Origin of the sequence: Streptomyces sp. NPDC048523, from assembly GCF_043199815.1 — a bacterium.
Lineage (GTDB): Bacteria > Actinomycetota > Actinomycetes > Streptomycetales > Streptomycetaceae > Streptomyces.
In genome coordinates this window covers 860,651-882,147 of the sequence record NZ_JBICWQ010000002.1, presented here as the reverse complement: position 1 = coordinate 882,147, position 21,497 = coordinate 860,651, and the positions used below count along the sequence as shown (strand labels likewise).

The 21,497-nt window shown below is 70.7% G+C and carries 20 protein-coding genes and 2 tRNA genes; 18 read left to right on the top strand and 4 right to left on the bottom strand.

Annotated elements, in window-relative coordinates:
- The first annotated feature begins 239 nt into the window (after positions 1-239).
- From proB to ACGFWE_RS12930, 5 genes are all read left to right on the top strand, one after another.
- The gene (gene proB, locus ACGFWE_RS12950) at positions 240-1,346 is read left to right on the top strand and encodes a glutamate 5-kinase (RefSeq protein WP_352384370.1); all 1,107 of its coding nucleotides are present in this window, start codon (positions 240-242) and stop codon (positions 1,344-1,346) included.
- A 211-nt stretch (positions 1,347-1,557) separates the two neighbouring features.
- A complete protein-coding gene (locus ACGFWE_RS12945) occupies positions 1,558-2,109 on the top strand; it encodes a hypothetical protein (RefSeq protein ID WP_393599812.1) in 552 nt (183 codons plus the stop codon).
- Positions 2,110-2,196: 87 nt separating this feature from the next.
- Positions 2,197-3,483 carry a glutamate-5-semialdehyde dehydrogenase gene (locus tag ACGFWE_RS12940; protein ID WP_352383894.1) on the top strand — a complete coding sequence of 429 codons (1,287 nt, stop codon included), beginning with the start codon at positions 2,197-2,199 and terminating at the stop codon, positions 3,481-3,483.
- Positions 3,484-3,552: 69 nt separating this feature from the next.
- Complete coding sequence (locus ACGFWE_RS12935) at positions 3,553-4,146, top strand: hypothetical protein (RefSeq protein ID WP_352383892.1); 594 nt, start codon at positions 3,553-3,555, stop codon at positions 4,144-4,146.
- A gap of 78 nt (positions 4,147-4,224) precedes the next feature.
- On the top strand, positions 4,225-5,295 hold the full coding sequence (locus ACGFWE_RS12930; RefSeq protein WP_393599810.1) for a hypothetical protein: 1,071 nt from the start codon (positions 4,225-4,227) through the stop codon (positions 5,293-5,295).
- A gap of 108 nt (positions 5,296-5,403) precedes the next feature.
- Here the strand turns inward: ACGFWE_RS12930 and ACGFWE_RS12925 are convergent, their stop codons facing one another.
- The gene (locus tag ACGFWE_RS12925) at positions 5,404-6,504 is read right to left on the bottom strand and encodes a M48 family metallopeptidase (RefSeq protein ID WP_393599808.1); all 1,101 of its coding nucleotides are present in this window, start codon (positions 6,502-6,504) and stop codon (positions 5,404-5,406) included.
- Between the two features lie 147 nt (positions 6,505-6,651).
- On the opposite strand from ACGFWE_RS12925, the gene ACGFWE_RS12920 reads away from it, so the two are divergent.
- From ACGFWE_RS12920 to ACGFWE_RS12890, 7 genes are all read left to right on the top strand, one after another.
- Positions 6,652-6,810: a hypothetical protein gene (locus ACGFWE_RS12920; protein ID WP_088245276.1), complete on the top strand. Its 159-nt coding sequence runs from the start codon at positions 6,652-6,654 to the stop codon at positions 6,808-6,810.
- Positions 6,811-6,939: 129 nt separating this feature from the next.
- On the top strand, positions 6,940-7,104 hold the full coding sequence (locus tag ACGFWE_RS12915) for a hypothetical protein (protein WP_037716950.1): 165 nt from the start codon (positions 6,940-6,942) through the stop codon (positions 7,102-7,104).
- A 79-nt stretch (positions 7,105-7,183) separates the two neighbouring features.
- A complete protein-coding gene (gene nadD / locus ACGFWE_RS12910; RefSeq protein ID WP_352383886.1) occupies positions 7,184-7,822 on the top strand; it encodes a nicotinate-nucleotide adenylyltransferase in 639 nt (212 codons plus the stop codon).
- 16 nt (positions 7,823-7,838) lie between these two features.
- Positions 7,839-9,662, top strand: coding sequence for a LytR C-terminal domain-containing protein (locus ACGFWE_RS12905; protein WP_393599805.1), 1,824 nt, complete (start codon positions 7,839-7,841; stop codon positions 9,660-9,662).
- Positions 9,663-9,775: 113 nt separating this feature from the next.
- On the top strand, positions 9,776-10,219 hold the full coding sequence (rsfS, locus tag ACGFWE_RS12900) for a ribosome silencing factor (protein WP_352383883.1): 444 nt from the start codon (positions 9,776-9,778) through the stop codon (positions 10,217-10,219).
- Positions 10,216-10,875, top strand: a complete 660-nt coding sequence (locus ACGFWE_RS12895; protein WP_393599803.1) for a histidine phosphatase family protein — start codon at positions 10,216-10,218, stop codon at positions 10,873-10,875. The genes rsfS and ACGFWE_RS12895 overlap by 4 nt, the downstream gene beginning before the upstream one ends.
- Positions 10,876-10,956: 81 nt before the next feature.
- Positions 10,957-11,029 (top strand) — tRNA-Ala (locus tag ACGFWE_RS12890).
- A gap of 57 nt (positions 11,030-11,086) precedes the next feature.
- Here ACGFWE_RS12890 and ACGFWE_RS12885 read toward each other — a convergent pair.
- Positions 11,087-11,965: a helix-turn-helix transcriptional regulator gene (locus tag ACGFWE_RS12885; RefSeq protein WP_393599801.1), complete on the bottom strand. Its 879-nt coding sequence runs from the start codon at positions 11,963-11,965 to the stop codon at positions 11,087-11,089.
- Between the two features lie 120 nt (positions 11,966-12,085).
- On the opposite strand from ACGFWE_RS12885, the gene ACGFWE_RS12880 reads away from it, so the two are divergent.
- The 4 genes from ACGFWE_RS12880 (at position 12,086) to ACGFWE_RS12865 (ending at position 14,210) form a co-directional block, all read left to right on the top strand.
- Positions 12,086-13,558 carry an MFS transporter gene (locus ACGFWE_RS12880; RefSeq protein ID WP_393599799.1) on the top strand — a complete coding sequence of 491 codons (1,473 nt, stop codon included), beginning with the start codon at positions 12,086-12,088 and terminating at the stop codon, positions 13,556-13,558.
- 69 nt (positions 13,559-13,627) lie between these two features.
- Complete coding sequence (locus tag ACGFWE_RS12875; protein ID WP_352383877.1) at positions 13,628-13,801, top strand: hypothetical protein; 174 nt, start codon at positions 13,628-13,630, stop codon at positions 13,799-13,801.
- Between the two features lie 3 nt (positions 13,802-13,804).
- Entirely contained in the window at positions 13,805-14,038 is a 234-nt protein-coding gene (locus tag ACGFWE_RS12870; protein ID WP_003976229.1) for a hypothetical protein, read from the top strand.
- Between the two features lie 99 nt (positions 14,039-14,137).
- Positions 14,138-14,210, top strand: a tRNA-Ala gene (locus ACGFWE_RS12865).
- 118 nt (positions 14,211-14,328) lie between these two features.
- Here the strand turns inward: ACGFWE_RS12865 and ACGFWE_RS12860 are convergent.
- Both ACGFWE_RS12860 and ACGFWE_RS12855 read right to left on the bottom strand, forming a co-directional pair.
- On the bottom strand, positions 14,329-15,942 hold the full coding sequence (locus tag ACGFWE_RS12860) for an NADH-ubiquinone oxidoreductase-F iron-sulfur binding region domain-containing protein (RefSeq protein WP_352383875.1): 1,614 nt from the start codon (positions 15,940-15,942) through the stop codon (positions 14,329-14,331).
- Positions 15,939-17,273 carry a cytochrome b/b6 domain-containing protein gene (locus ACGFWE_RS12855; RefSeq protein WP_393599796.1) on the bottom strand — a complete coding sequence of 445 codons (1,335 nt, stop codon included), beginning with the start codon at positions 17,271-17,273 and terminating at the stop codon, positions 15,939-15,941. The genes ACGFWE_RS12860 and ACGFWE_RS12855 overlap by 4 nt, the downstream gene beginning before the upstream one ends.
- 445 nt (positions 17,274-17,718) lie before the next feature.
- Between ACGFWE_RS12855 and leuS the strand changes: the two genes are divergently transcribed.
- The gene (leuS, locus tag ACGFWE_RS12850) at positions 17,719-20,595 is read left to right on the top strand and encodes a leucine--tRNA ligase (protein ID WP_352383871.1); all 2,877 of its coding nucleotides are present in this window, start codon (positions 17,719-17,721) and stop codon (positions 20,593-20,595) included.
- Positions 20,596-20,712: 117 nt separating this feature from the next.
- The gene (locus tag ACGFWE_RS12845; protein ID WP_393599794.1) at positions 20,713-21,447 is read left to right on the top strand and encodes a hypothetical protein; all 735 of its coding nucleotides are present in this window, start codon (positions 20,713-20,715) and stop codon (positions 21,445-21,447) included.
- The last annotated feature ends 50 nt before the right edge of the window (positions 21,448-21,497 follow it).

The window sequence follows — 21,497 nt, the reverse complement described above, 5'->3', positions numbered from 1 at the left end:
CGCGTGCCGACCTCCGGACGACACGCGCGTGTCTCCTGCCCTGCGGGACGGCCAGGTGCTATGCGCCCGACCGGTCCGGCCGGGCCGCGCGACGGCCCGGGCCGGGAGATCCACCGTCCGCTGTGGGTCCGGGACGTGGACGGATGCGCGTCGGCAGGTCCCGTTCGCGTACATTGCGGGCGAGGACCCACACGTGGCGCGAGGGGACAGGACACAAGGTGGCAGGGGCAAGGCAGGCCGTGGGCGAGGCCCGCAGGATCGTCGTCAAGGTCGGTTCCTCGTCGCTGACCACCGCTGCCGGCGGCCTCGACGCCGACCGGGTCGACGCGCTCGTCGACGTCCTCGCCAAGAGCCGCAGCGGAGGCGAGAAGGAGATCGTCCTCGTCTCCTCCGGAGCCATCGCCGCCGGCCTCGCCCCGCTGGGCCTGCGCCGCCGCCCCCGCGACCTCGCCCGCCAGCAGGCCGCCGCCAGCGTCGGCCAGGGCCTGCTCGTCGCCCGCTACACCGCCTCCTTCGCGCGCTACGGCGTCCGCGTCGGCCAGGTGCTGCTGACCAGCGACGACATGAGCCGCCGCGCCCACCACCGCAACGCCTCCCGCACCCTCGACAAGCTCCTCGCGATGGGTGCCCTGCCGATCGTCAACGAGAACGACACCGTCGCCACCGACGAGATCCGCTTCGGCGACAACGACCGGCTCGCCGCCCTGGTGGCCCACCTGGTCCACGCCGACCTGCTCGTCCTCCTTTCCGACATCGACGGCGTCTACGACGGCGACCCCAGCAGGCCCGGCACCTCGCGGATAGCTCAGGTGCGCGGCCCCGAGGATCTGGCGGGCATCGAGATCGGCAGCGCCGGCAAGGCGGGCGTCGGCACCGGCGGCATGGTCACCAAGGTCGAGGCAGCCCGGATCGCGGCCGCCGCCGGCATCCCCGTGGTGCTGACCAGCACGGTCCACGCGGCCGAGGCGCTGTCCGGCGGTGACACCGGCACCTACTTCCACCCCGCCGACAAGCGCTCCGCCGACCGGCTGCTGTGGCTCCAGCACGCGTCCACCCCGCAGGGCTCGCTGACCCTGGACGACGGCGCGGTGAAAGCGGTCGTCGACCGCCGCAAGTCGCTGCTGCCGGCCGGGATCGCCTCCGTCGAGGGCGAGTTCGTCGCGGGCGACCCCGTCGAACTGCGCGACGGCACCGGGCACGCCGTGGCCCGCGGGCTCGTCAACTTCGACGCCAAGGAGATCCCGCGGCTGATCGGCCGCTCCACCCGGGAGCTGGCACGCGAACTGGGGCCGGCCTACGAGCGGGAGGTCGTCCACCGGGACGATCTGGTGATCCTGCACCCCTGAGGACCGTCTGAGGACCGCCCGGCACCCAACGGGGCCCCGGGTGCCGGGGTACCGCCCGAAAACGGGGTGAACGCCCTGCCAAGGGCGTCGCCCTGAGGTGGACGTTCCGCAAAACCGCCCCACGAGCCCTTGCGGCCTGCTCAACTTTGTCCCAGGGACAACAACATTCCGCCCGACCCGTGGGGTCGACCTGTGCATGAAGGAGGCCGTCGTGAGACGAGTGCGCCCTGGGGCGGCGTCCCGCGCTGGTGCGGCGGCTTCATCCGGTCGCCCCGGGGGGACCGTGGCGCGGGCGGCCGCCGGTTCCCCGGCCCCGGCCGAGGACGAGACCGGGGGCCCGGCCACGCGGGCGGCCGGTGAGGAGCGGACCCTGACGAGCGTCGCGGCCGGCGACCGCTACCAGGGCGAGGAGCCCCAGGATCTGCCGCGCCTGTGGCATGTCACCCTCAGCGTCTCCGGTGACGAGGCCCCGCTGAAAGAGGTCCGGCGCGCCCTCGAACAGCTCGCCCACGACCACCCCTTCCTGCTGACCAGCCGCTACGCCAACGACCACGCCGAGATCCGGTACTGGGAGGAGGCCCGCGACCTGCACGACGCGGCCGCCGTCGCCCTGCGCCTGTGGGGCGAACACCGCCAGACCGCGGGACTGCCGCCGTGGGAGATCGTCGGCCTGGAGGTCATCGACCGCCAGACCTACCACCAGCGCATCGCCGAGGGGTACGGTCCGCCGCCGGCCTCGCCGGTCGGGGCCCACCCGTTCTGATCGTGTCCCGGCGGGTGTCCCTTTGATCCCGTCTCGCGCTGTGGAACAACGGGTGGACGGCCTCGCCCGGCGCACTACCCTTCCGGTATGACCTCGCTCTCGCCGTACGACTCCATGACCCCGGTCACCCAGGCCGCCTACCGGGCCAAGGCCGCCGCCGCCGACCTCGCCCCGCTGCCGAGGGCCGAGAAGGACGACGCGCTGCTCGCCATCGCGGACGCCCTGGAGGTCCGCACGAGCGAGATCGTCGAGGCCAATGCCAAGGACATCGCCAAGGCCCGCGAGGCCGGCACCAGCGAGGCGATCATCGACCGGCTGACCCTCACCCCGGAGCGGGTGCGCGCCATCGCCTCCGACGTCCGGGACGTCGTCGCGCTGCCCGACCCGGTCGGCGAGGTCGTGCGCGGCTCGACCCTGCCCAACGGCATCGACCTGCGCCAGGTCCGCGTCCCGCTCGGCGTGGTCGGCATCATCTACGAGGCCCGCCCGAACGTCACGGTCGACGCCGCCGCCCTCTGCCTGAAGTCCGGCAACGCCGTCCTGCTGCGCGGCTCGGGCTCCGCCTACGAGTCGAACACCGCCCTCGTCCGGGTCCTGCGCGACGCCGTGGGCGGCGCCGGACTGCCCGCCGACGCCATCCAGCTCGTGCCCGGCGAGTCCCGCGAGAGCGTGCGCGAGCTGATGCGCGCCCGCGGCCTGGTCGACGTGCTCATCCCGCGCGGCGGCGCCTCGCTGATCCAGACCGTCGTGACGGAGTCGATCGTCCCCGTCATCGAGACCGGCACCGGAAACTGCCACGTCTACGTCGACGCCCAGGCCGACCTCGACATGGCGATCGACATCCTGATCAACTCCAAGGCCCAGCGGGTCAGCGTCTGCAACGCCGCCGAGACCCTCCTGGTCCACCAGGACATCGCCCCCGAGTTCCTGCCGCGCGCCCTGGACGCCCTCGCCGAGGCCGGGGTGACCGTCCACGCCGACCAGCGGGTGCTGGCGTACGCCAAGGACACCAAGGCGACCGTCGTCGAGGCCACGCTCGAGGACTGGGACACCGAGTACCTCTCCTACGACATCGCCGCCGCCGTAGTCGACTCGCTCGACAAGGCCGTCGAGCACATCCGGCTGTGGACCTCCGGCCACACCGAGGCCATCGTCACCACCTCCCAGCAGGCCGCCCGCCGCTTCACCCAGCTGGTCGACTCCACGACCGTCGCGGTCAACGCCTCCACCCGCTTCACCGACGGCGGCCAGTTCGGCTTCGGCGCGGAGATCGGCATCTCCACCCAGAAGCTGCACGCCCGCGGCCCGATGGGCCTGCCGGAGCTGACGAGCACGAAGTACATCGTCACCGGCGACGGCCACATCCGCCGCTGAACCGGGGCGTCCGGGGGCGCGCGAGAGGTGTCTCACAGGGCGGATGAATTTCCCTACCGTCTGCCCAAAATGACCCCCCAGGTCTACTCTGGACTCGTGCCGGAGGACGTGGGGGGCACGCCGTTCCCTGACGGCTGGGAGCCCGACGACGACCACGACCGCGGGGTGTCGGACGAAGAGTTCGCCTCCGTGGTCTTCGACGAGGCCTTCGTACAGGCGGCCGTGGTGCACGAGCCGACCGCCGTCGAGCGCCTCCTGGCCGCGGCCCGGGCGAGAGCGGAGGCCTCCGAGGCCGAGGCCCGCCGCGCCCGCCCCCGAGCCGATCGGTACGACGACGGCTACGGACCCGGCGGTTTCGGCCATGATCCGGAACTCGACGACCTGGACGACACCGACATCCTCGAGGGCCGCTACGGCGCCCCGGGGACGTACGGCAAGCAGGTCCGCTGGCACCGCCCCGTGGCCTGGATGCTTGCGCTCGTCATGGGTATCGGCATGGTCGCGCTGGCCTTCACGGCGGTCTACCGGGGCGCCTCCTCGGGCAGCCGCGACCGGGTTCCGCCGCCCGCCTCGACCGGTCTGGAGCAGGGCAGCACGGTGACGCCCTCGGCGTCGGCCGACTACTCCCAGCCAGCCGTCTCCGCGGTCCCGCGAACGCCCTGACGCTCCTGGTGAGAACCTGTCAGAACTTGTCGCACAGCGGGGCGTTTACCTGAGCGCCCCGAGACCTACCCTGAAGATATGGGAGGGCCGGCAGACCCACCCGAGGGGACACCCGAGGGCGGCCCCGTGGGTGGTGAGGACGAGTACCGATCCGTCGTCTTCGACGAGTCGTTCGTCCGGGCTGCCCGCCTCCAGGAGTATTCCGCGCAGGAGCGCATCACCGACCACGCGCCCGCCGTCCGCCGCCGTCCGCCGTTGCGCCGGGGACTGTCCCGGCAGGTGCTGATCCTGGTCCTGCTGATCGCCGTCGCCTTCGGCACCGCGATCTACATGGGCGTACGGCACCCCTACCAGAACTCCGCGGTCCGGCAGCCCGTGGAACCCCTGCGGATGACCGTCATCCCGCTGGCGCCCGAGGGCGAGGTCCCGGGACACCCCGACGCCGAGTACCTGTACGCGCACAGCCCCGCCGCGCAGTACCGCGTCGGCGCCGAGGGCATCCCGCTGCCGGCCTCCCGCCGCACCGCACACTTCTCCGACAGCCAGGTCGTGTCCGCGCTGACCACGGCCAAGGACTACATCGTGCGGTCCTCGCTCGACCCGGACGTCCTCGTCCGCGACCAGGTCCGTGCCGTGCGGGTGCTCCTCGACACGGAACAGCTCGACCAGTTCGACCAGAGTTTCGCCCACCCCGCCGCCGACGGGCGGCACGCGCCGACCGGGTGGCTGGTCCGTTTCGACCCCGCGCAGGTGCGCCTGGCCGACGCCGGGATCCGGGTGCAGGGCAGCCTCCAGGCCGCCGAGACCGACGCCTCGACGCTGGAGGTCACGGCGGACCACACGTTCGTGTACGCGTTGCGGGCGGCCGGTGCAGGTGCCTCCCAGGCGGCCGCGCTGTTCACCGTCCGGCGTGAGCTGCACTTCCGGTTCGACCGGGACGATCTGAGGATGCACACGGCCCAGCTGGTCGTGTCGTACGTCCAGGCCGGGCCGCTGTCGTGCGCGGAGGACTCCACGAACCGGTTGCATCCGTTGCTGGCCGGCCAGACCGCGAAGGCGGGCGGACCGGCCGGGACCGATCCGTATGCGACGGGGAGCGCGACGGCGCTGTGCGGGTCGCTGGCCACCAGCGCGCAGCCGAAGGTGTGACGGCGGTTCGTCGTCGGCTGCGGGTGCGGTGGGGCCGCGGGATCGGTGGAACTGCGGGATCGGTGGAACTGTTCGGTGGGTCTGTGGGTTCGGTGGGCGTGGGTGGGTTCAGTCGCCCTGGGCCGGTCCGTTCCCTTCGGTCGGCCGGTCGTCGTCCCTCGGGGCCGAATTCGAGAATCCGCCGAAGCCCCTGCGCACCCTGCCGCCCAGGTCGCCCGCTCCGCCCGCGATGTCGCTGACCAGCTTCATCAGGGGGTCCTTGGAGCTCTTGACGTTGGTCGCGTAGCTCGCGGCCGACTCGCGGAAGGAGTCCGTGACCGAGGTGTCCTTGTCCTCGGTGCGGCGCGGGTAGTGGCCGTCCATGATCCGCTGGTAGTCGCGGGACTCGGCCCACTTCTTCAGCTCGGCCGCGCGCACGGTGGTGAAGGGGTGGGAACGCGGCAGGACGTTCAGGATCTTCAGCACGGAGTCGCGCAGGTCGCCGCCGGCCTCGTACTCCTCGGCCTGCTTCAGGAACGCGTCCACGTTCATCTCGTGCAGATGGTGACCGCCGGCCAGCTTCATCAGACCGCGCATCGAGGCCCGCAAATCCTGGCCGACCAGGAGACCCGCCCGGTCCGCCGACAGCTCCGACTTGCGGAACCACTCGCGCAGCGCGGTCACGATCGCCATGATCGCGATGTTGCCCAGCGGGATCCAGGCCACCCTGAGGGCGAGGCTGGTCAGGAACAGCAGGATGGTCCGGTAGACCGAGTGACCGGAGAGGGCGTGGCCCACCTCGTGGCCGACGACCGCCCGCATCTCCTCCTCGTCGAGCAGGTCGACCAGGCCCGTGGTGACGACGATGATCGGCTCGTCCAGGCCGATGCACATCGCGTTCGGCTGCGGGTCCTGGTTGACGTACATCGGCGGGACCTTCTCCAGGTCCAGGATGTAACACGCGTCCCGCAGCATGTCGTTGAGGTACGCGAACTGCTGGTCGGACACGCGCACCGAGTCGGACAGGAACAGCAGCCGCAGACTCCGCTCGGGGAGCAGTCCGCTGAGTGCCTTGAACACCGTGTCGAAGCCGCTCAGCTTGCGCAGCGCCACCAGGGCGGAGCGGTCGGCGGGGTGCTCGTACGCACGCGAGGAGATACCCGGGAAACGCCTGCGCTGCCTGCTCGGCACCTGCTCGTGTCCGTTGTTCTGATGGCCGTCGTCGGACATGTCTTCCCCCATGTGCGTCTTTGGCTGTGCCTCTTCGGCCTCTGTGATCCTTTACGGACCCTTGTGCGGCCCTTTGCGCCCCCCGAAGCAGAGCCCAGCCTAGGCGGAGATAGCGTGGACGGGCAGTACAGCGAAGGAGTCCACATCATGGAGCACACCCGGGCCGCCTGGCTCACCGAGGCCGCGAGCGCCGCCGAGCAGCAGGGGTCCGGAAATCTGCTCCGGGTGGTACTGGTCGTGATGTTCCTGGGCTGTGCGTTCACCGCGTGGTTCCTGCTGCGGGGGTACAAGCGGAAGGACGACTGAGGAAGGGCGAAGGTTCCCCGACGCCCTGAGCGCGGCCTTCAATGGTGGAGTCGGCGTGATGGCCCCCACCGCGCCCGCTTACCATGAGCCGACGTCTTTATCCCGCCCACCGGATAGGTCCTGCCGAAGATGAGCTTCCACAGCACCGCTGCCCAGTTGGTCACCCTCGCCGCTGAGGGCGAGGAGCACGGCGGCAACCACGAGAGCCTCAACCCCCTGGTGACCGGCGGTGGCGCGTTCATCATCCTGCTGCTCCTGCTGTGGATCACCACCCGTTTCAACCGCGACCGCTGAGGCACCGGGTGCCCGAAGCGGGACACTGCGGGCCTCCGCCTGCCCGGTTCCTCAGGCCGGGCCGGTAGGGTCTGCACGCATGGGAGAGCAGGACATGCCTACCGGCCCGGGCAACGGCCCGTCGAGCCCCGGCAAGCGCCGACTGGGCGTCATGGGCGGAACGTTCGACCCGATCCACCACGGGCACCTCGTGGCGGCCAGCGAGGTCGCCGCGCAGTTCCACCTGGACGAGGTGATGTTCGTACCGACGGGCCAGCCGTGGCAGAAGAGCCACCGCGCGGTCTCCCCGGCCGAGGACCGCTATCTGATGACGGTCATCGCGACCGCCGAGAACCCGCAGTTCTCGGTCAGCCGCATCGACATCGACCGCGGTGGCGCGACCTACACCACGGACACCCTGCGCGACCTCAAGGCCCTCAACCCCGACACCGACCTCTTCTTCATCACGGGCGCCGACGCCCTCGGCCAGATCCTCACCTGGCGTGACACGGAAGAGCTGTTCGCCCTGGCACACTTCATCGGAGTCACCCGGCCCGGCCACACCCTGGCCGACCCGGGACTCCCCGAGGGCGGCGTCTCACTCGTCGAGGTCCCCGCCCTCGCCATCTCCTCCACGGACTGCCGGGTGAGAGTCGCCAAGGGCGACCCCGTCTGGTACCTGGTGCCGGACGGAGTCGTGCGGTACATCGACAAGCGCGAGCTGTACCGCGGCGAGTGAGCCGAGAGGGGCACCGGTGAACGACCGATACGACGCGGGCTACGGCGACGACCAGGAGAACCAGTACCAGCTCGTCGGCTACGACGACTACGGCCGGCCGGTGTACCAGCAGGTCCCGCCGCAACAGGCCCCGCAACAGCAGTACGACCCCTACGCCCAGCAGGGGTACGGCTACGACCCGTACGCCACCGGCGGGCAGCAGGCCACGCCGTACGACACGGGCACCCAGAACCCCGTGCCGCCCTACGACCCCTACGCGGCGGACACCGGTCGGCAGGCGCCCGTGCCGCCGTACGACCCCTACGCCGACGGGGGCGGCCAGGGCGGCGGTCCGGCGACGGCGTACGACCCCTACGGCCGGGCCGCCGCGAGCGGCCGGCAGCCCCGCGTCGCCGAGCAGACCGCCTACATCCCGCACCAGGGTGGACCGGCCGAGGGGACGCAGGCGGGCCAGGGGTACGCCGGAGGGACGCAGGTCGGCCAGGGCCACACTGCGGGAGCACCGGCCGGCCAGGGGCGGGTCCGTGCCAGTGCGGAGCCCGCCGACGGGGACGAACGGCAGTACCACACCGCGCAGTTCGCGTTCGTCGAGGAGCCGGACACCGACTCCGAGGACGTCATCGACTGGCTCAACTTCACCGAGAACCGCACCGAGCGCCGCGAGGAGGCCAAGCGTCGCGCCCGCAGCCGGCTCGTCGCCCTGGTCGTCGTCCTCGCCCTGGTCGCGGTGGGCGGAGTCGGTTACCTCTGGTACGCCGGGAAGTTGCCAGGACTGTCGGATCCGGAGAGCAAGAAGGGCACCACGATCGCGGCGAGCGCCCAGAACCGCGACGTGATCGTCGTCCATCTGCACAACACCACGAAGGGCGGCACCTCCACTGCGCTGCTCGTCGACAACACCACCACCAAGCAGGGCACCACCGTCCTGATCCCCAACTCCCTCAACCTGACGGCCGACGACGGCTCCACGACGACCCTCGCCAAGTCCGTCGACGACGACGGCTCCTCCGGAACCGTCGACTCCCTCGACACCGTCCTCGGCACCGACATCGAGGGCACCTGGCGCCTGGACACCCCCTATCTGCAGAACCTGGTCGACCTCGTCGGGAACATCGACGTCGACACCAACGCCGCCGTGCCCGACCCGGACGCCGGGAAGAAGGGCCAGGCGCCTCTGGTGAGCAAGGGGAAGGACCAGACCCTCAGCGGCAAGATGGCCGTCGCCTACGCGACCTACCGTGCCTCCGGCGAGGCGCAGAACGCCCAGCTGGAGCGGTTCGGCCAGGTCCTGCAGGGCGTCCTGCGCAAGCTGTCCTCCGACCCGACGGCGGCGACCACCACCGTGCAGACGCTGGCCCAGATCCTCGACCCGTCCCTGACGGACAAGGACCTCGGCACCTTCCTCGCCAAGCTCGCGGACCTCGCCAAGAGCGGCGACTACAGGACCGCGCTGCTGCCCGTCCAGCAGGACGGCACCCTGAGTGCGGAGGCCAGTGCGAGCGTCGTCAAGGACGTCCTCGGCGGCAAGGCGAAGAGCCCCGACAAGGACGCGGCCGTGAGCGTCTCGGTCCAGAACGCCACCGGCACCAGGGACAACACCGAGAAGGCCCGCGTCGTCCTCCTCAACGGCGGCTTCACCTTCATCGACGGCGGCACACCCTCCTCGGCCCGGGCCACCTCGAAGGTCGTCTACGCCGACGCCGCCGACAAGGCGAACGCCACCGAGGTCGCCAAGACCCTGGGCCTGCCCACCAGTGCCGTCGGCAAGGGCACGATCTCCTCGAGCGCGAACGTCTCCGTGATCCTCGGCCAGGACTACAAACCCGACTCCTCGTCCTAGGCCCGGCTCAGGGCCCGCAGCGGCACCCCGCGTGATCTCCGCCATCGCGTGGGGTGCCGTCGGCGGTCCGTGAGACCCTTGGTGTCAAGTGACCGCCGACCGAAAGCCTTGTAGTGACCGCCACTGACCGTTCCCTCGAGCTCGTCCACACCGCCGCGCAGGCGGCCGCCGACAAGCTCGCCCATGACGTGATCGCGTACGACGTCAGCGACGTCCTCTCGATCACCGACGCCTTCCTGCTGGCGTCCGCACCCAACGACCGCCAGGTCAAGTCCATCGTCGACGAGATCGAGGAGCGGCTCTCGAAGGAGCTCGGCGCCAAGCCGGTGCGCCGCGAGGGCGACCGCGAGGCCCGCTGGGTCTTGCTCGACTACGTGGACATCGTCGTCCATGTCCAGCACAGCGAGGAGCGGGTCTTCTACGCCCTGGAGCGGCTGTGGAAGGACTGCCCCGAGCTGGAGCTGCCCGCCGACGCCAAGGCGACCCGTGGCAAGGCGCAGGAGCACGCCGCGCTGCGGACCGAGGAGGACGACGCCGAGTACGGGGAGCCGCGGTGACCGCTCCCGCCGACCGCAAAGGCCGGGGCCGCCGCGTCATCCTGTGGCGGCACGGCCAGACCTCCTGGAACGTGGAGCGTCGCTTCCAGGGCACCACCGACGTCGAGCTCACCGAGATCGGTGTCGGCCAGGCCCGTCGTGCCGCCCGGCTGCTGGCCTCCCTCGAGCCCGACGCGATCGTCGCCTCCGACCTCCAGCGGGCCGCGAACACCGCCGCCGAGCTCGCCGCGCTCACCGGCCTGGACGTGACCCACGACGAGGGCCTGCGGGAGACCTACGCGGGTGTCTGGCAGGGGCTGACGCACGAGGAGATCATCGCCCGGCACGGCGATGAGTACGCCGCGTGGAAGCGCGGTGAGCCGGTCCGCCGCGGTGGCGGGGAACTGGAGACCGAGGTGGCCGACCGCGCCGCCCCCGTCGTGCTCCGGCACGCCGAGAAGCTCCCCGAGGACGGCACGCTCGTCGTGGTCAGCCACGGCGGCACGATCCGCACCACCATCGGCCGGCTCCTCGGGCTGGACTCCCGGCACTGGGAGAGCCTCGGCGGCCTCTCCAACTGCTGCTGGTCCGTCCTCGGCCAGGGCGCCCGAGGCTGGCGCCTCCTGGAGCACAACGCCGGAACCCTCCCCGAGCCGGTGCTCGGCGACGACGACTGAGGGCTCCGGACCGGATTTCACTTTCCGGCAGGTCGCAGGCTAAAGTTCTTCTTGTTCGCCCGCCGAGCGGGAAGAACACAAGGGGCTATAGCTCAGTTGGTAGAGCGCCTGCATGGCATGCAGGAGGTCAGGAGTTCAATTCTCCTTAGCTCCACAGATCGACACTCTGTTGAGTTGTCAAAGATCGGTGATCATCAGGGTCCCGTCTCCGTCAGGAGGCGGGATTTTCTGTGTGCTCCTGTGCTGTGTGCTCCTGTTCCGTGCGCTTTCGCAGTCGCGCCGCCTTCTCCCGTGTCTCCTCGTCCTCCGGTGTGTAGACCACGATCCGGCACTCGGGCATCCCGTCGATCGACAGCGACTGGGAGGTCATCCGCAGTTCGCCCACGGCCCGATGGCGGAAGGTCTTCACCCGGGGCCCCGGCGGCACCACCTGGCCGCTCGCCCAGAGTTCGGCGAAGTACGGGCTGGCCGCCGACAGTCCGCGAATGAACTCCTCCCAGGCCGGCTCGCCCACATGTCTGCCGTACGAGGACCGCAGCGTCGCCACCATCACCGGCAGCTCGCGTTCCCGGTGCAACAGGGGGCAGGCCTCGTCGGACACCGTGAACAGTGTCCACAGCGCGTTCGCCCTCCCGAGGCCGATGATCTCCGGTATCAGGAACAGGTCGCGGTAGCCCGTGTTCGTGGCCAGGATGTCGTAGCGCGAGTTGTAGACGACCGCCGGGAGCGGGTCGAGGGCGTCGATGATGCCCTGCACCTCCGGGCCCGCCGACCGCGTCAGACCCTCCGGGTCCGGGGCGAACGGCACCTGTGCCAGGCGGTACAGATGCTCCCGCTCCGGCGGGTCGAGCCGCAGCGTACGGGCCACGGCGTCCAGGACCTGCGCGGACGCGTTGATCGGCCGGCCCTGCTCCAGCCACGTGTACCAGGTCACACCCACACCGGAGAGCTGGGCGACCTCCTCGCGGCGCAGGCCCGGGGTGCGGCGCCTGAGACCCGGCGGCATGCCCACGTCCGCCGGGGTCACCCGGGCCCGCCTGCTGCGCAGGAACGAGGCCAGCTCGGGCCGTCGTCGCTGTGTCGTCCTCATCGTCACGTCCCCCTCGTCACGACCATCCTCGGTGCCGCGCCCGGCGCTTGCCAGGTGCTGGCAGTACCAGCATCGGCGGGCTCTCGGCACCCGTACCGGGATGTCCTCATGCTCAGCGGCATGACGACAACGCCCCGGACGGGACCGAATCCCGCGTCCGTTTCCCCACCTGCCAGAAGTGAAGCACCCGCCACTGACAACCGGCCCCGGCCGCTGCTCGCGCTCGTCCTCGCCGCCCAGTTCATGGCGCTGCTCGACGTGTTCATCGTGAACGTCGCGGCCCCCACGATCGGCACGGAACTGCACGCCTCGGGCGCCCAACTCCAGCTGGTCGTCGCCGGGTACGCCATCACGTACTCCGTGCTGCTGATCACCGGCGCCCGGCTCGGCGAGCGGTTCGGCCACGGCCGGGTCCACCTCGTCGGGCTCGCCCTGTTCACGACGGCGTCACTCGCCTGCGGGCTGGCCCAGGGCGCCACCGAGTTGATCGTCTTCCGGCTGGTGCAGGGCGCCGGATCGGCGGTGATGATCCCGCAGGTGCTCAGCCTGATCCAGCGCAACTTCACCGGCGAGGCCCGGATGAAGGCGCTCGGCGCGTACTCGGCGGTCCTCGCGGTCGGCGCCGCCGCCGGCCAGGTCGTCGGCGGAGTCCTGGTCAGCGCCGACCTGTTCGGCACGAGCTGGCGGCCGGTGTTCCTCGTGAACGTCCCCGTCGGCCTCGTCCTGCTGGCCGTGGGCGCGCGGGTCCTGCTGCCCGGGGACCGTCCGACACCACGGGACCGGGCGCGCGGCCTCGACCTGCCCGGCCTGGTGCTGCTCGGCGCGGCCGTGTCGCTGTGCACGGTGCCGCTGGTGCTCGGGCAGGAGGAGGACTGGCCGCTGTGGTCCTGGTTCTCCCTGGCCGCCGCCGCGATCCTGTTCGCCGTCTTCTGCGGCTACGAGTCCCGGCTGGCCGGGCGCGGCGGTGCCCCGCTGATCACGCCGAGCGTCCTGCGCCATCCCGGCATGGGGCTCGCCGTCTTCCGGATCATGGCGGTCATGGCCGTCAACGGCGGCTTCCTCTTCGTGCTCACCCTGTACGTGCAGGGCGGCCTCGGCTACAGCCCGCTGCGGGCCGGACTCTCCTTCGCGCCGACCGCGGCGGTCTTCGGCATCGTCGGACTGACCTGGCGCCACTGGCCCGCGTCCTGGCAGCGGCTGCTGACGCCCGCCGGGTTCCTGATCACCGCCCTGTCCGCGCTGGGCGTGGGCCTGGCGCTGAAGGGCGGCGGCGACGGCGGTGTCGCGCTGTACGCCGCGTACGCCGGCGTGGGCGTCGGGCTCGCGCTCGCCTTCAGCCCCACGCTCACCGGGGCCCTGGCCACGGTGGAGCCCCGGCACGCGGCGGACGCCAGCGGCCTGCTCGCCACGGTCACCCAACTCGGCCAGCTGATCGGCGTCGCGGGGTTCGGCACACTGTTCTTGAACCGGCTTGAGTCACTCGGCCCCTCCGAGGCGTATACCTCTGCGGAGGCGCTGTGGGCGTGCATGTTCGCGCTGGCCGGGACCGCCGCGGTGGGCGCCGTGTCCGGACTGGTACTCAGGCGTCGCTGACCGTATTGGTCCGGCCGTGGCAGAATCAAACGGCCGGAAGGGGGCGCGGCCCGACGGGAGGGAGTAGTGATGCCTGCGAGCATCCTCGTGGAGGGCGGCCACCTCCGCGAAGCGGCGTCGACGAAGGACACGACGGTCCGCCTCATCTGCCCTTCCTGCGGTTCTGTCCACGTGGCCCAAGTACTCGGCGACAACGGCGGAATCTCCTACGTGTGCACGGCCTGCGGCCACAGCTGGAGCTGAACGATGGGTGCACACAGGCGAAAGTGCGACTGGTGCGGCAGCGGGACGCCGATCGTACGGGACATGGAGCCGGTCAATCCCGACTACCAGTACTGGTGCGAGGAGTGCGCGCGGGCGCTGATCATAAAAGGCGACCCCATCGAGACGTACCGCGAACTCGAGGGTGAGCCGATCTACGGCCGTCTCCTCGAAGAACACTGCACACTGAAGCGGTTCTACTCGTTCGTGACCGCTTGACGTCGTCCCTGCTGCCCGCAGGGAAACGATTTGGTGTTCCCCCCGGTGGACCGTGTAATGTTGGCGTCGCCGCCAGGGAAGCCGGGCGGAGCGCAGCACGGGGCTATAGCTCAGTTGGTAGAGCACCTGCATGGCATGCAGGGGGTCAGGAGTTCAAATCTCCTTAGCTCCACACAAAGATCCCGCCAGATCATTTGATCCGGCGGGATTGCTGCGTTTCCAGGGGGAGTTGTCCGCATACGACGAAGGGGGCCGCCCGGATTCCGGTCGGCCCCCTTCGTGACGTCGGCTCAGCGGCCCAGCGCACGCCTCCCGCGACCCTGGGACAGCACCGGCAGGTTGCGGGTGGGGCCCTTGTCGCGCGGGCTCTCGTCCTCCAGGCGCAGGGCGAGCGCCGGGCAGCGACGCACCGCGCGTAGAGCCTTGGCCTCGGCGTAGCGCGGCACCTGAGCCTGGGCGACGGTCGGGAAACCGTCGGCGCCGAGCTCGAACACCTCGGGGAGGATGTCGGCGCACAGGCCGTGGCCCCGGCACAGCGTCCAGTCGACGTAGATCTTCTGACGGCTGGGACCGGTCTCCTCGGACTCGCCGCCGCCCGCGATGCCCGTGGGCATCTTCCCGCCCTCGAAGAGCGGCAGAACGCCCTCCACGGGCCGTCCGCAGCCATTGCCGAGGACATGGGCGGCCAGGTCGTCCGTGAACGCCTTGATGGTCGACTCCAGGAACATCGCGGAGCCGTCCGGGTGCGAGCACGCGCCGCGCCGCTTCACGTTCTTGGCGACCTGCTTGAGCGCCTCCAGGGCGGCGGGACCGCCGCCGTTGAGGATGTCCTCCATGCCGCGCGCGGCGGCCGGCAGACCGAGGTAGCAGGGGCCGCACTGGCCCGCGCTCTCCTCGGCCAGCCACTGCGCCACCCGCAGCGACTCGCCCAGCGGGCAGGTCTCCTGAGTGATCGGCAGGATCGCGCCGGCGCCGAGCGCGCCGCCCACGGCGTCCAGGGAGTTGCGGGAGACGATCGCCTCGTTGACCGTGGCCGCGTCGATCCACTTGCCGTGGTAGCCGCCCGTCAGTACACCCTGCGGGACCGGCGGGGCGCCGGCCAACTGCAGGACGTAGCGCAGGGGTACGCCGGTCGGGACCTCGATCACCATGGGGCGCGCGACGGCGCCGGAGACCGTGAGCAGGACGGTGCCCGGCTCGTCGTACAGCCCGGTGTTGCCGTAGCGCTCCGGACCGATGCGCGCGGCGATCGCCAGCTGCGCGAAGGTCTCTGCGTTGGACAGGAGCGTGGGTGCGCCGCCGACGCCGTTCTGCGAGGCGCTGACCTTGCGGCCGGGCGGGATGGCCGGGCCGCCGTCGATGGAGCGGATCAGCGACGCCGCCGCTCCGGTGACCATGCGGACGGGATTGCGCTGCACGCGTGCGCGTAGCGCCGATCTGCGGCCGTTGCTGAGGCCGCGCTCGGCGAGGGCGGCCTCCATGGAACGCTGCGTGGACTCCCGGGTGACCCCGATCACGAGGGTGCGGGCACCCAGGGCCTCGGCGGCCAGGAGGGCGCCGTCCAGGATGAGGTGAGGGGCACGGTTGATGAGGACCGTGTCCTTGCGGCAGGCGGGTTCGTCCTCGCTGCCGTTGACGACGACGACCGGCCGGACGCCGCGCTTGATCGCCGCTTCGGCGACCGAGCGCAGCTTCTTGTGGAAGGGGAAGCCGGCACCGCCGCGCCCCTTCAGGTTGATGGCTTCGGAGAGCTTCGCGAGTTGCTCGCCGCCCATGGGTTCGAGCGGCCCATGCACCTTCAGGTGCATGGGCAGGTCAAGTCGTTCGACAAGGTCGAAGCCCGACGTGAGCTGGGGAAGACCGACCACGCGGACTTCTGGTACGTCGGGCAGGGCCTCGTTCACCTATAGCCTCCGGAAGGCGTGTTCCAAGGTTCGCCCGGCCCCGGTGAGTCGAAGTCGTACGACTGACCGGGCGTTGGTTCAGCGGCGGGACCGGTGTTGTACGTGTCATTCGGGTTGTACGTGCCGTACAGGGTGTTCGTCTCACCTGTGTCGCGTACATCACTTGTGAGATAGCTGGCCGTGCCCGAATTACCGCCATAGGTCGGGATGTTGTACCCCGTGTCCTGGAGTGGGTCGTAGACCGAGGCGGGCGCCTCGCCGACCGGCGGCGGGGACGGGATCGGCCAGCTGCCGGAGGTGCTGCCGCCGCCGTCCACGCGCGCGATGGGGTCGGTGGCGGCCTGCATGTCCATCGGCATGTCCATGCGCGCGGTCTGGCCGGTGTCGTAGCCCTGCTGTGCGCCCGGCGACATGGCGCGGTAGGCGGCGGCGAACCCGCTGCCCGCCGGTTCCGGGGCCGGCGGGGCCTGGTAGGCGGGTATGGAGCCGGTCTGCGTCAGGCCCTCGTAGCCGGGCAGGGAGGACTCCGAGCGCCGGCCGGCGGACTCCGGTGCCCTGCGGCGGCCCTCGCGGCCCGGTCCGGCGCTCTCCGCGGCCCTCCTGGCCCGGCTGGCCTCCAGCTCCTCGCGGCCCGGCCGCTCCTCGGCGCCGAGGAGCATGGCGACCCGGTCGGTGACCTTGCGCTTGAACGGGCGCGGAGCCGCGCGCAGGGCGAGGGCCGCGATGACGCCGAGCACGCAGAGCGCGTACATGTAGGTGAAGATCGGGGCCTTCACCGCGCGGCCCGCGTACAGGCCGTGGATCAGGCCGGCGCACCAGGCCGGGTAGGCCAGCATGTGCATCGCCCGCCAGCGGGCCGCGACCGGGGCCGGGGACGCGAACCGGTTGCGCAGGGCGCCGGTGATGCCGACGAAGATCATGAGCTGGCCGGCCAGGGTGCCGAGACCTATGAGGCCTCCGCTGCTGCTGAAGCCCAGCCCGAACGGGATGAACGCGGCGATCCACGTCGTGTGCTCAAGGGTGAGTTTGATCCCGATGTGCAGCAGAAGGAAGGCGATCGAGCCGACGGCGGTGATCCGGTGCACACCCTGGGCCACGATCCGCTGCCGGGTGTTGAGGACCAATCGGTCCTGTGCGACCAGCCCCCAGATCACGGAACAGGTGAGGAGGACAAGCGTCACCACGCCCGCTCCGAAGTTGAGGAAGTCCTGGAGCCAGACACCTCCGTACACCACGACCAGAGGAATGGTCAGCAGAAAGACGGCCGTCGCCACCCCGTAGGCCGACCGGCCGGTCCTGGGGAGCGTGTTGTTGCTACTACGAGGGTTCATGGGGGCAACTCCGAGCGGTTCGGGAAGGCGGTCCCGCTGCCGCACTCTAAGTGGCGCCATACCGATGGGTACGGCGTTTGAGTTATTGCGTTGTTATCAAACGGCCGTGGGGCTGGTGCGATGCCCCTTAGTAGCTGTTACGCGAAGTAAGCATTGACCTTGGTTCAGTTCCTGTCGGATCGGACGGTGCTCTCGACTGCGGCGGCGAGTGCGGCACCCGGTGCCAAAGAGGCATACGTAAGCTCGTCGCGGCTTGCTCAACGGCTGCGGTACTCTGACGCCATGCGTGCCGTACGCCTTCTGCTTAGCGAGCCGCGCTGATCAGTCCCGACCACCGGTGAAGACGTGGTCGGAATCGGCGCGGCGTCCCCTCCTGTGCGAGGGGATTTTTCGTTTCCGGACGACACAGCCGCTGGCAGAGACGATCGATGGAGCTTTGAGGACCATGAGCGAGACGAACCCCGCTGCCCCCGCCGAGGTGGCCGCGCCGCACCGCTACACGGCCGCCGTCGCGGCCGAGATCGAGGCACGCTGGCAGGACTTCTGGGACGCCGACGGCACCTACGCGGCGCCGAACCCCAAGGGTGACCTGGCGGGCGACCCCGAGCTGGTCGCGCGGCCCAAGAAGTACATCATGGACATGTTCCCGTACCCCTCCGGTGCCGGTCTGCACGTCGGCCACCCGCTGGGCTACATCGCCACCGACGTCTTCGCCCGCTTCCAGCGGATGACCGGCCACAACGTCCTGCACACCCTGGGCTTCGACGCCTTCGGCCTGCCCGCCGAGCAGCACGCCGTACAGACCGGCGAGCACCCCCGGGTCACCACCGAGGCCGCCATCAACAACATGAAGTCCCAGCTGCGCCGGCTGGGCCTGGGCCACGACAAGCGCCGGTCGTTCGCCACGATCGACCCGGACTACTACAAGTGGACCCAGTGGATCTTCCTGCAGATCTTCAACTCCTGGTACGACGACGAGGCGAAGAAGGCCCGCCCGATCTCCGAGCTGGTCGCCGCCTTCGAGTCCGGTGAGCGCGCGGTACCCGGTGGCCGTTCCTGGGACGCCCTGTCCGCGGCCGAGCGTGCCGACGTCCTGGGCGAGTACCGCCTGGCGTACGCCTCCGACGCGCCCGTCAACTGGTGCCCGGGCCTGGGCACCGTGCTGGCCAACGAGGAGGTCACCGCCGACGGCCGCTCCGAGCGCGGCAACTTCCCGGTCTTCAAGGCCAAGCTGCGCCAGTGGAACATGCGGATCACCGCGTACGCCGACCGTCTGCTGGACGACCTGAACGAGCTGGACTGGCCCGAGGCCATCAAGCTGCAGCAGCGCAACTGGATCGGCCGCTCCGAGGGCGCCCGCGTCGACTTCCCCGTCGACGGCGAGGCGATCACCGTCTTCACCACGCGCCAGGACACGCTGTTCGGCGCGACCTACATGGTGCTGGCTCCCGAACACCCGCTGGTCGACAAGTTCACACCGCAGGAATGGCCCGAGGGCACGCACGACGTGTGGACCGGCGGACACGCCACCCCCGCCGAGGCGGTCGCCGCCTACCGCGCGCAGGCCGCCTCCAAGTCGGACGTCGAGCGGCAGGCCGAGGCCAAGGACAAGACCGGCGTCTTCACCGGCGTGTACGCGACCAACCCGGTCAACGGCGAGCAGATCCCCGTCTTCATCGCCGACTACGTCCTGATGGGCTACGGCACCGGCGCGATCATGGCCGTGCCGGCGCACGACACGCGTGACTTCGCCTTCGCGCGCGCCTTCGAGCTGCCGATCCGCTGCGTGGTCGAGCCGAGCGACGGCCGGAGCACGGACACCTCGACGTGGGACGACGCCTTCGCCTCGTACGACGCCAGGATCGTCAACTCGCACGGCGAGGACGTCTCCCTGGACGGCCTGGACGTGACCGAGGCCAAGGCGCGCATCACCGAGTGGCTGCAGCACAAGGGCATCGGCGAGGGCACCGTCAACTTCCGGCTGCGCGACTGGCTGTTCAGCCGCCAGCGCTACTGGGGCGAGCCCTTCCCGATCGTCTACGACGAGGAGGGCATCGCCCACTCGCTGCCCGAGTCGATGCTGCCGCTGGAGCTGCCCGAGGTCGAGGACTACTCGCCCCGCACCTTCGACCCGGACGACGCGGACACCTCCCCGGAGACCCCGCTGTCCCGCAACCAGGACTGGGTCGACGTCACCCTGGACCTGGGCGACGGACGCGGGCCCCGCCCGTACCGCCGCGAGACCAACACCATGCCCAACTGGGCCGGTTCCTGCTGGTACGAACTGCGCTACCTGGACCCGCACAACAGCGAGCAGCTGGTCGACCCCGAGATCGAGCAGTACTGGATGGGTCCGCGCGCGGGACAGCCGCACGGCGGTGTCGACCTGTACGTCGGCGGCGCCGAGCACGCCGTGCTGCACCTGCTGTACGCGCGCTTCTGGTCCAAGGTCCTGTTCGACCTGGGACACATCTCGTCGCCCGAGCCGTTCCACAAGCTGTACAACCAGGGCATGATCCAGGCCTTCGTCTACCGCGACAGCCGGGGCTTCCCGGTGCCGGCCACCGAGGTCGAGGAGCGCGACGGCCAGTTCTTCTACGCAGGCGAGCAGGTCAAGCGCGAACTGGGCAAGATGGGCAAGTCCCTGAAGAACGCCGTCACCCCGGAGGCGATCTGCGAGGAGTACGGCGCCGACACCCTGCGCCTGTACGAGATGGCGATGGGCCCGCTGGACGTCTCGCGCCCGTGGGACACGCGCGCGGTGGTCGGCCAGTACCGCCTGCTGCAGCGCCTGTGGCGCAACATCATCGACGAGGCCACCGGAGAGGTGACCGTCGTCGACGCCGAGCCCGACGAGGCCACCCTGCGTGCCCTGCACAAGGCGATCGACGGGGTGCGCCACGACCTGGAGGGGCTGCGCTTCAACACCGCCATCGCCAAGGTCACGGAGCTGAACAACCACCTGACCAAGGCGGGCGGCCCGGTCGCGCGACCGGTCGCCGAGGCGCTGGTGCTGCTGATCACGCCGCTGGCCCCGCACATCGCCGAGGAGCTGTGGCGCAAGCTGGGCCACACCGACTCGGTCGTCCACCAGGACTTCCCGGTCGCCGACCCGCAGTACGTCGTGGACGAGACCGTGACCTGCGTGGTCCAGGTCAAGGGCAAGGTCAAGGCCCGCCTGGAGGTCTCGCCGGCCATCTCCGACGACGAGCTGGAGAAGGTCGCGCTGGCCGACGAGAAGGTCGTGGCGGCGCTGGACGGGGCGGGCATCCGCAAGGTGATCGTGCGGGCGCCGAAGCTGGTGAACATCGTTCCGGCGTAAGGCCCCCTAAGGGTCGCGTGCGGGCAGGTTCGGGGTTCTTCCGGAACTCCGGACCTGCCCGTCGCGTTTACCTTTGAAGAGCGGCGAGTGCCGTGTCGGGGCGGAGGAGGAGTTTTCGTGGAAGCAGTGATCGCGGTCGTGGCCCTGCTTTTCGTGCTCTTCGTGGCCCTCGGCGCCTACGCGACGGTGAAGGTGGTCGGGGCCGCCAAGCGCGGTGTGGACCGCACCATCACCCAGGCCCGGCGCACGGTCAAGGACCACACCCTGCGCGCCAAGTCTTTCGCCCAGCTCGGCCCGGCGGGCGAACTGGCCCAGCTGCGGCTGAAGCTGCGCACCTCGATGCGGGCCACCCAGGACGCGCTGCACGCGGGCGTGGCCGAGGACGCATCCCTCAAGGAGTCCCTCGGCCTCTTCCAGCGGCTCAGCGCGCACGGCCACGAGCTGGACGGCGAACTCAAGCGCCTGGAGTCCGAGCCCGACCGGGCAACGCTGGCCGAGCGTCTGCCGGGCCTGCGGGAGCGCACCGAGCGCATCACACAGTCGGCGGACTCCCTGCGCTGGGCGGCACGCGACCGCGCCCACCGCTTCGCCGGCGACGACCTGGACACACTGAGCGCGCAGATCGACGTCGAGTCCGGCGCCCTGCGGCACTGGACGAAGACCGAGCCCGCCGCGACACCGCCCCCGTGGCCCGAGGCGCCCGCCGCCGACGCCGGCCCCGGACAGCAGACCTGGCCCGAGACGTCCCGCTCCCGCACCGCCGAGGAGCCGACGCGGCCCGCGATCACTCCGCCGGGCCCTCGAACCACCTATCCCTGGCAGAAGAAACCCCGTCCTGAGAGCACGACTTGATCCCGACACGGCGGCCCCGGGTGACAGGGGCCGGGCTGCCACCCGGACGC

Excerpts from the sequence above, each read along its gene's own strand:
- nadD (WP_352383886.1), top strand. The coding sequence starts at position 7,184 with ATGGGAGAGCAGGACATGCCTACCGGCCCGGGCAACGGCCCGTCGAGC.
- ACGFWE_RS12855 (WP_393599796.1), bottom strand. The coding sequence starts at position 17,273 with ATGAACCCTCGTAGTAGCAACAACACGCTCCCCAGGACCGGCCGGTCG.
- ACGFWE_RS12925 (WP_393599808.1), bottom strand. The coding sequence starts at position 6,504 with ATGTCCGACGACGGCCATCAGAACAACGGACACGAGCAGGTGCCGAGC.
- ACGFWE_RS12915 (WP_037716950.1), top strand. The coding sequence starts at position 6,940 with ATGAGCTTCCACAGCACCGCTGCCCAGTTGGTCACCCTCGCCGCTGAG.
- ACGFWE_RS12880 (WP_393599799.1), top strand. The coding sequence starts at position 12,086 with ATGACGACAACGCCCCGGACGGGACCGAATCCCGCGTCCGTTTCCCCA.
- ACGFWE_RS12920 (WP_088245276.1), top strand. The coding sequence starts at position 6,652 with ATGGAGCACACCCGGGCCGCCTGGCTCACCGAGGCCGCGAGCGCCGCC.
- ACGFWE_RS12870 (WP_003976229.1), top strand. The coding sequence starts at position 13,805 with ATGGGTGCACACAGGCGAAAGTGCGACTGGTGCGGCAGCGGGACGCCG.
- leuS (WP_352383871.1), top strand. The coding sequence starts at position 17,719 with ATGAGCGAGACGAACCCCGCTGCCCCCGCCGAGGTGGCCGCGCCGCAC.
- ACGFWE_RS12935 (WP_352383892.1), top strand. The coding sequence starts at position 3,553 with ATGACCCCCCAGGTCTACTCTGGACTCGTGCCGGAGGACGTGGGGGGC.
- ACGFWE_RS12875 (WP_352383877.1), top strand. The coding sequence starts at position 13,628 with ATGCCTGCGAGCATCCTCGTGGAGGGCGGCCACCTCCGCGAAGCGGCG.
- ACGFWE_RS12940 (WP_352383894.1), top strand. The coding sequence starts at position 2,197 with ATGACCTCGCTCTCGCCGTACGACTCCATGACCCCGGTCACCCAGGCC.
- ACGFWE_RS12930 (WP_393599810.1), top strand. The coding sequence starts at position 4,225 with ATGGGAGGGCCGGCAGACCCACCCGAGGGGACACCCGAGGGCGGCCCC.
- ACGFWE_RS12885 (WP_393599801.1), bottom strand. The coding sequence starts at position 11,965 with ATGAGGACGACACAGCGACGACGGCCCGAGCTGGCCTCGTTCCTGCGC.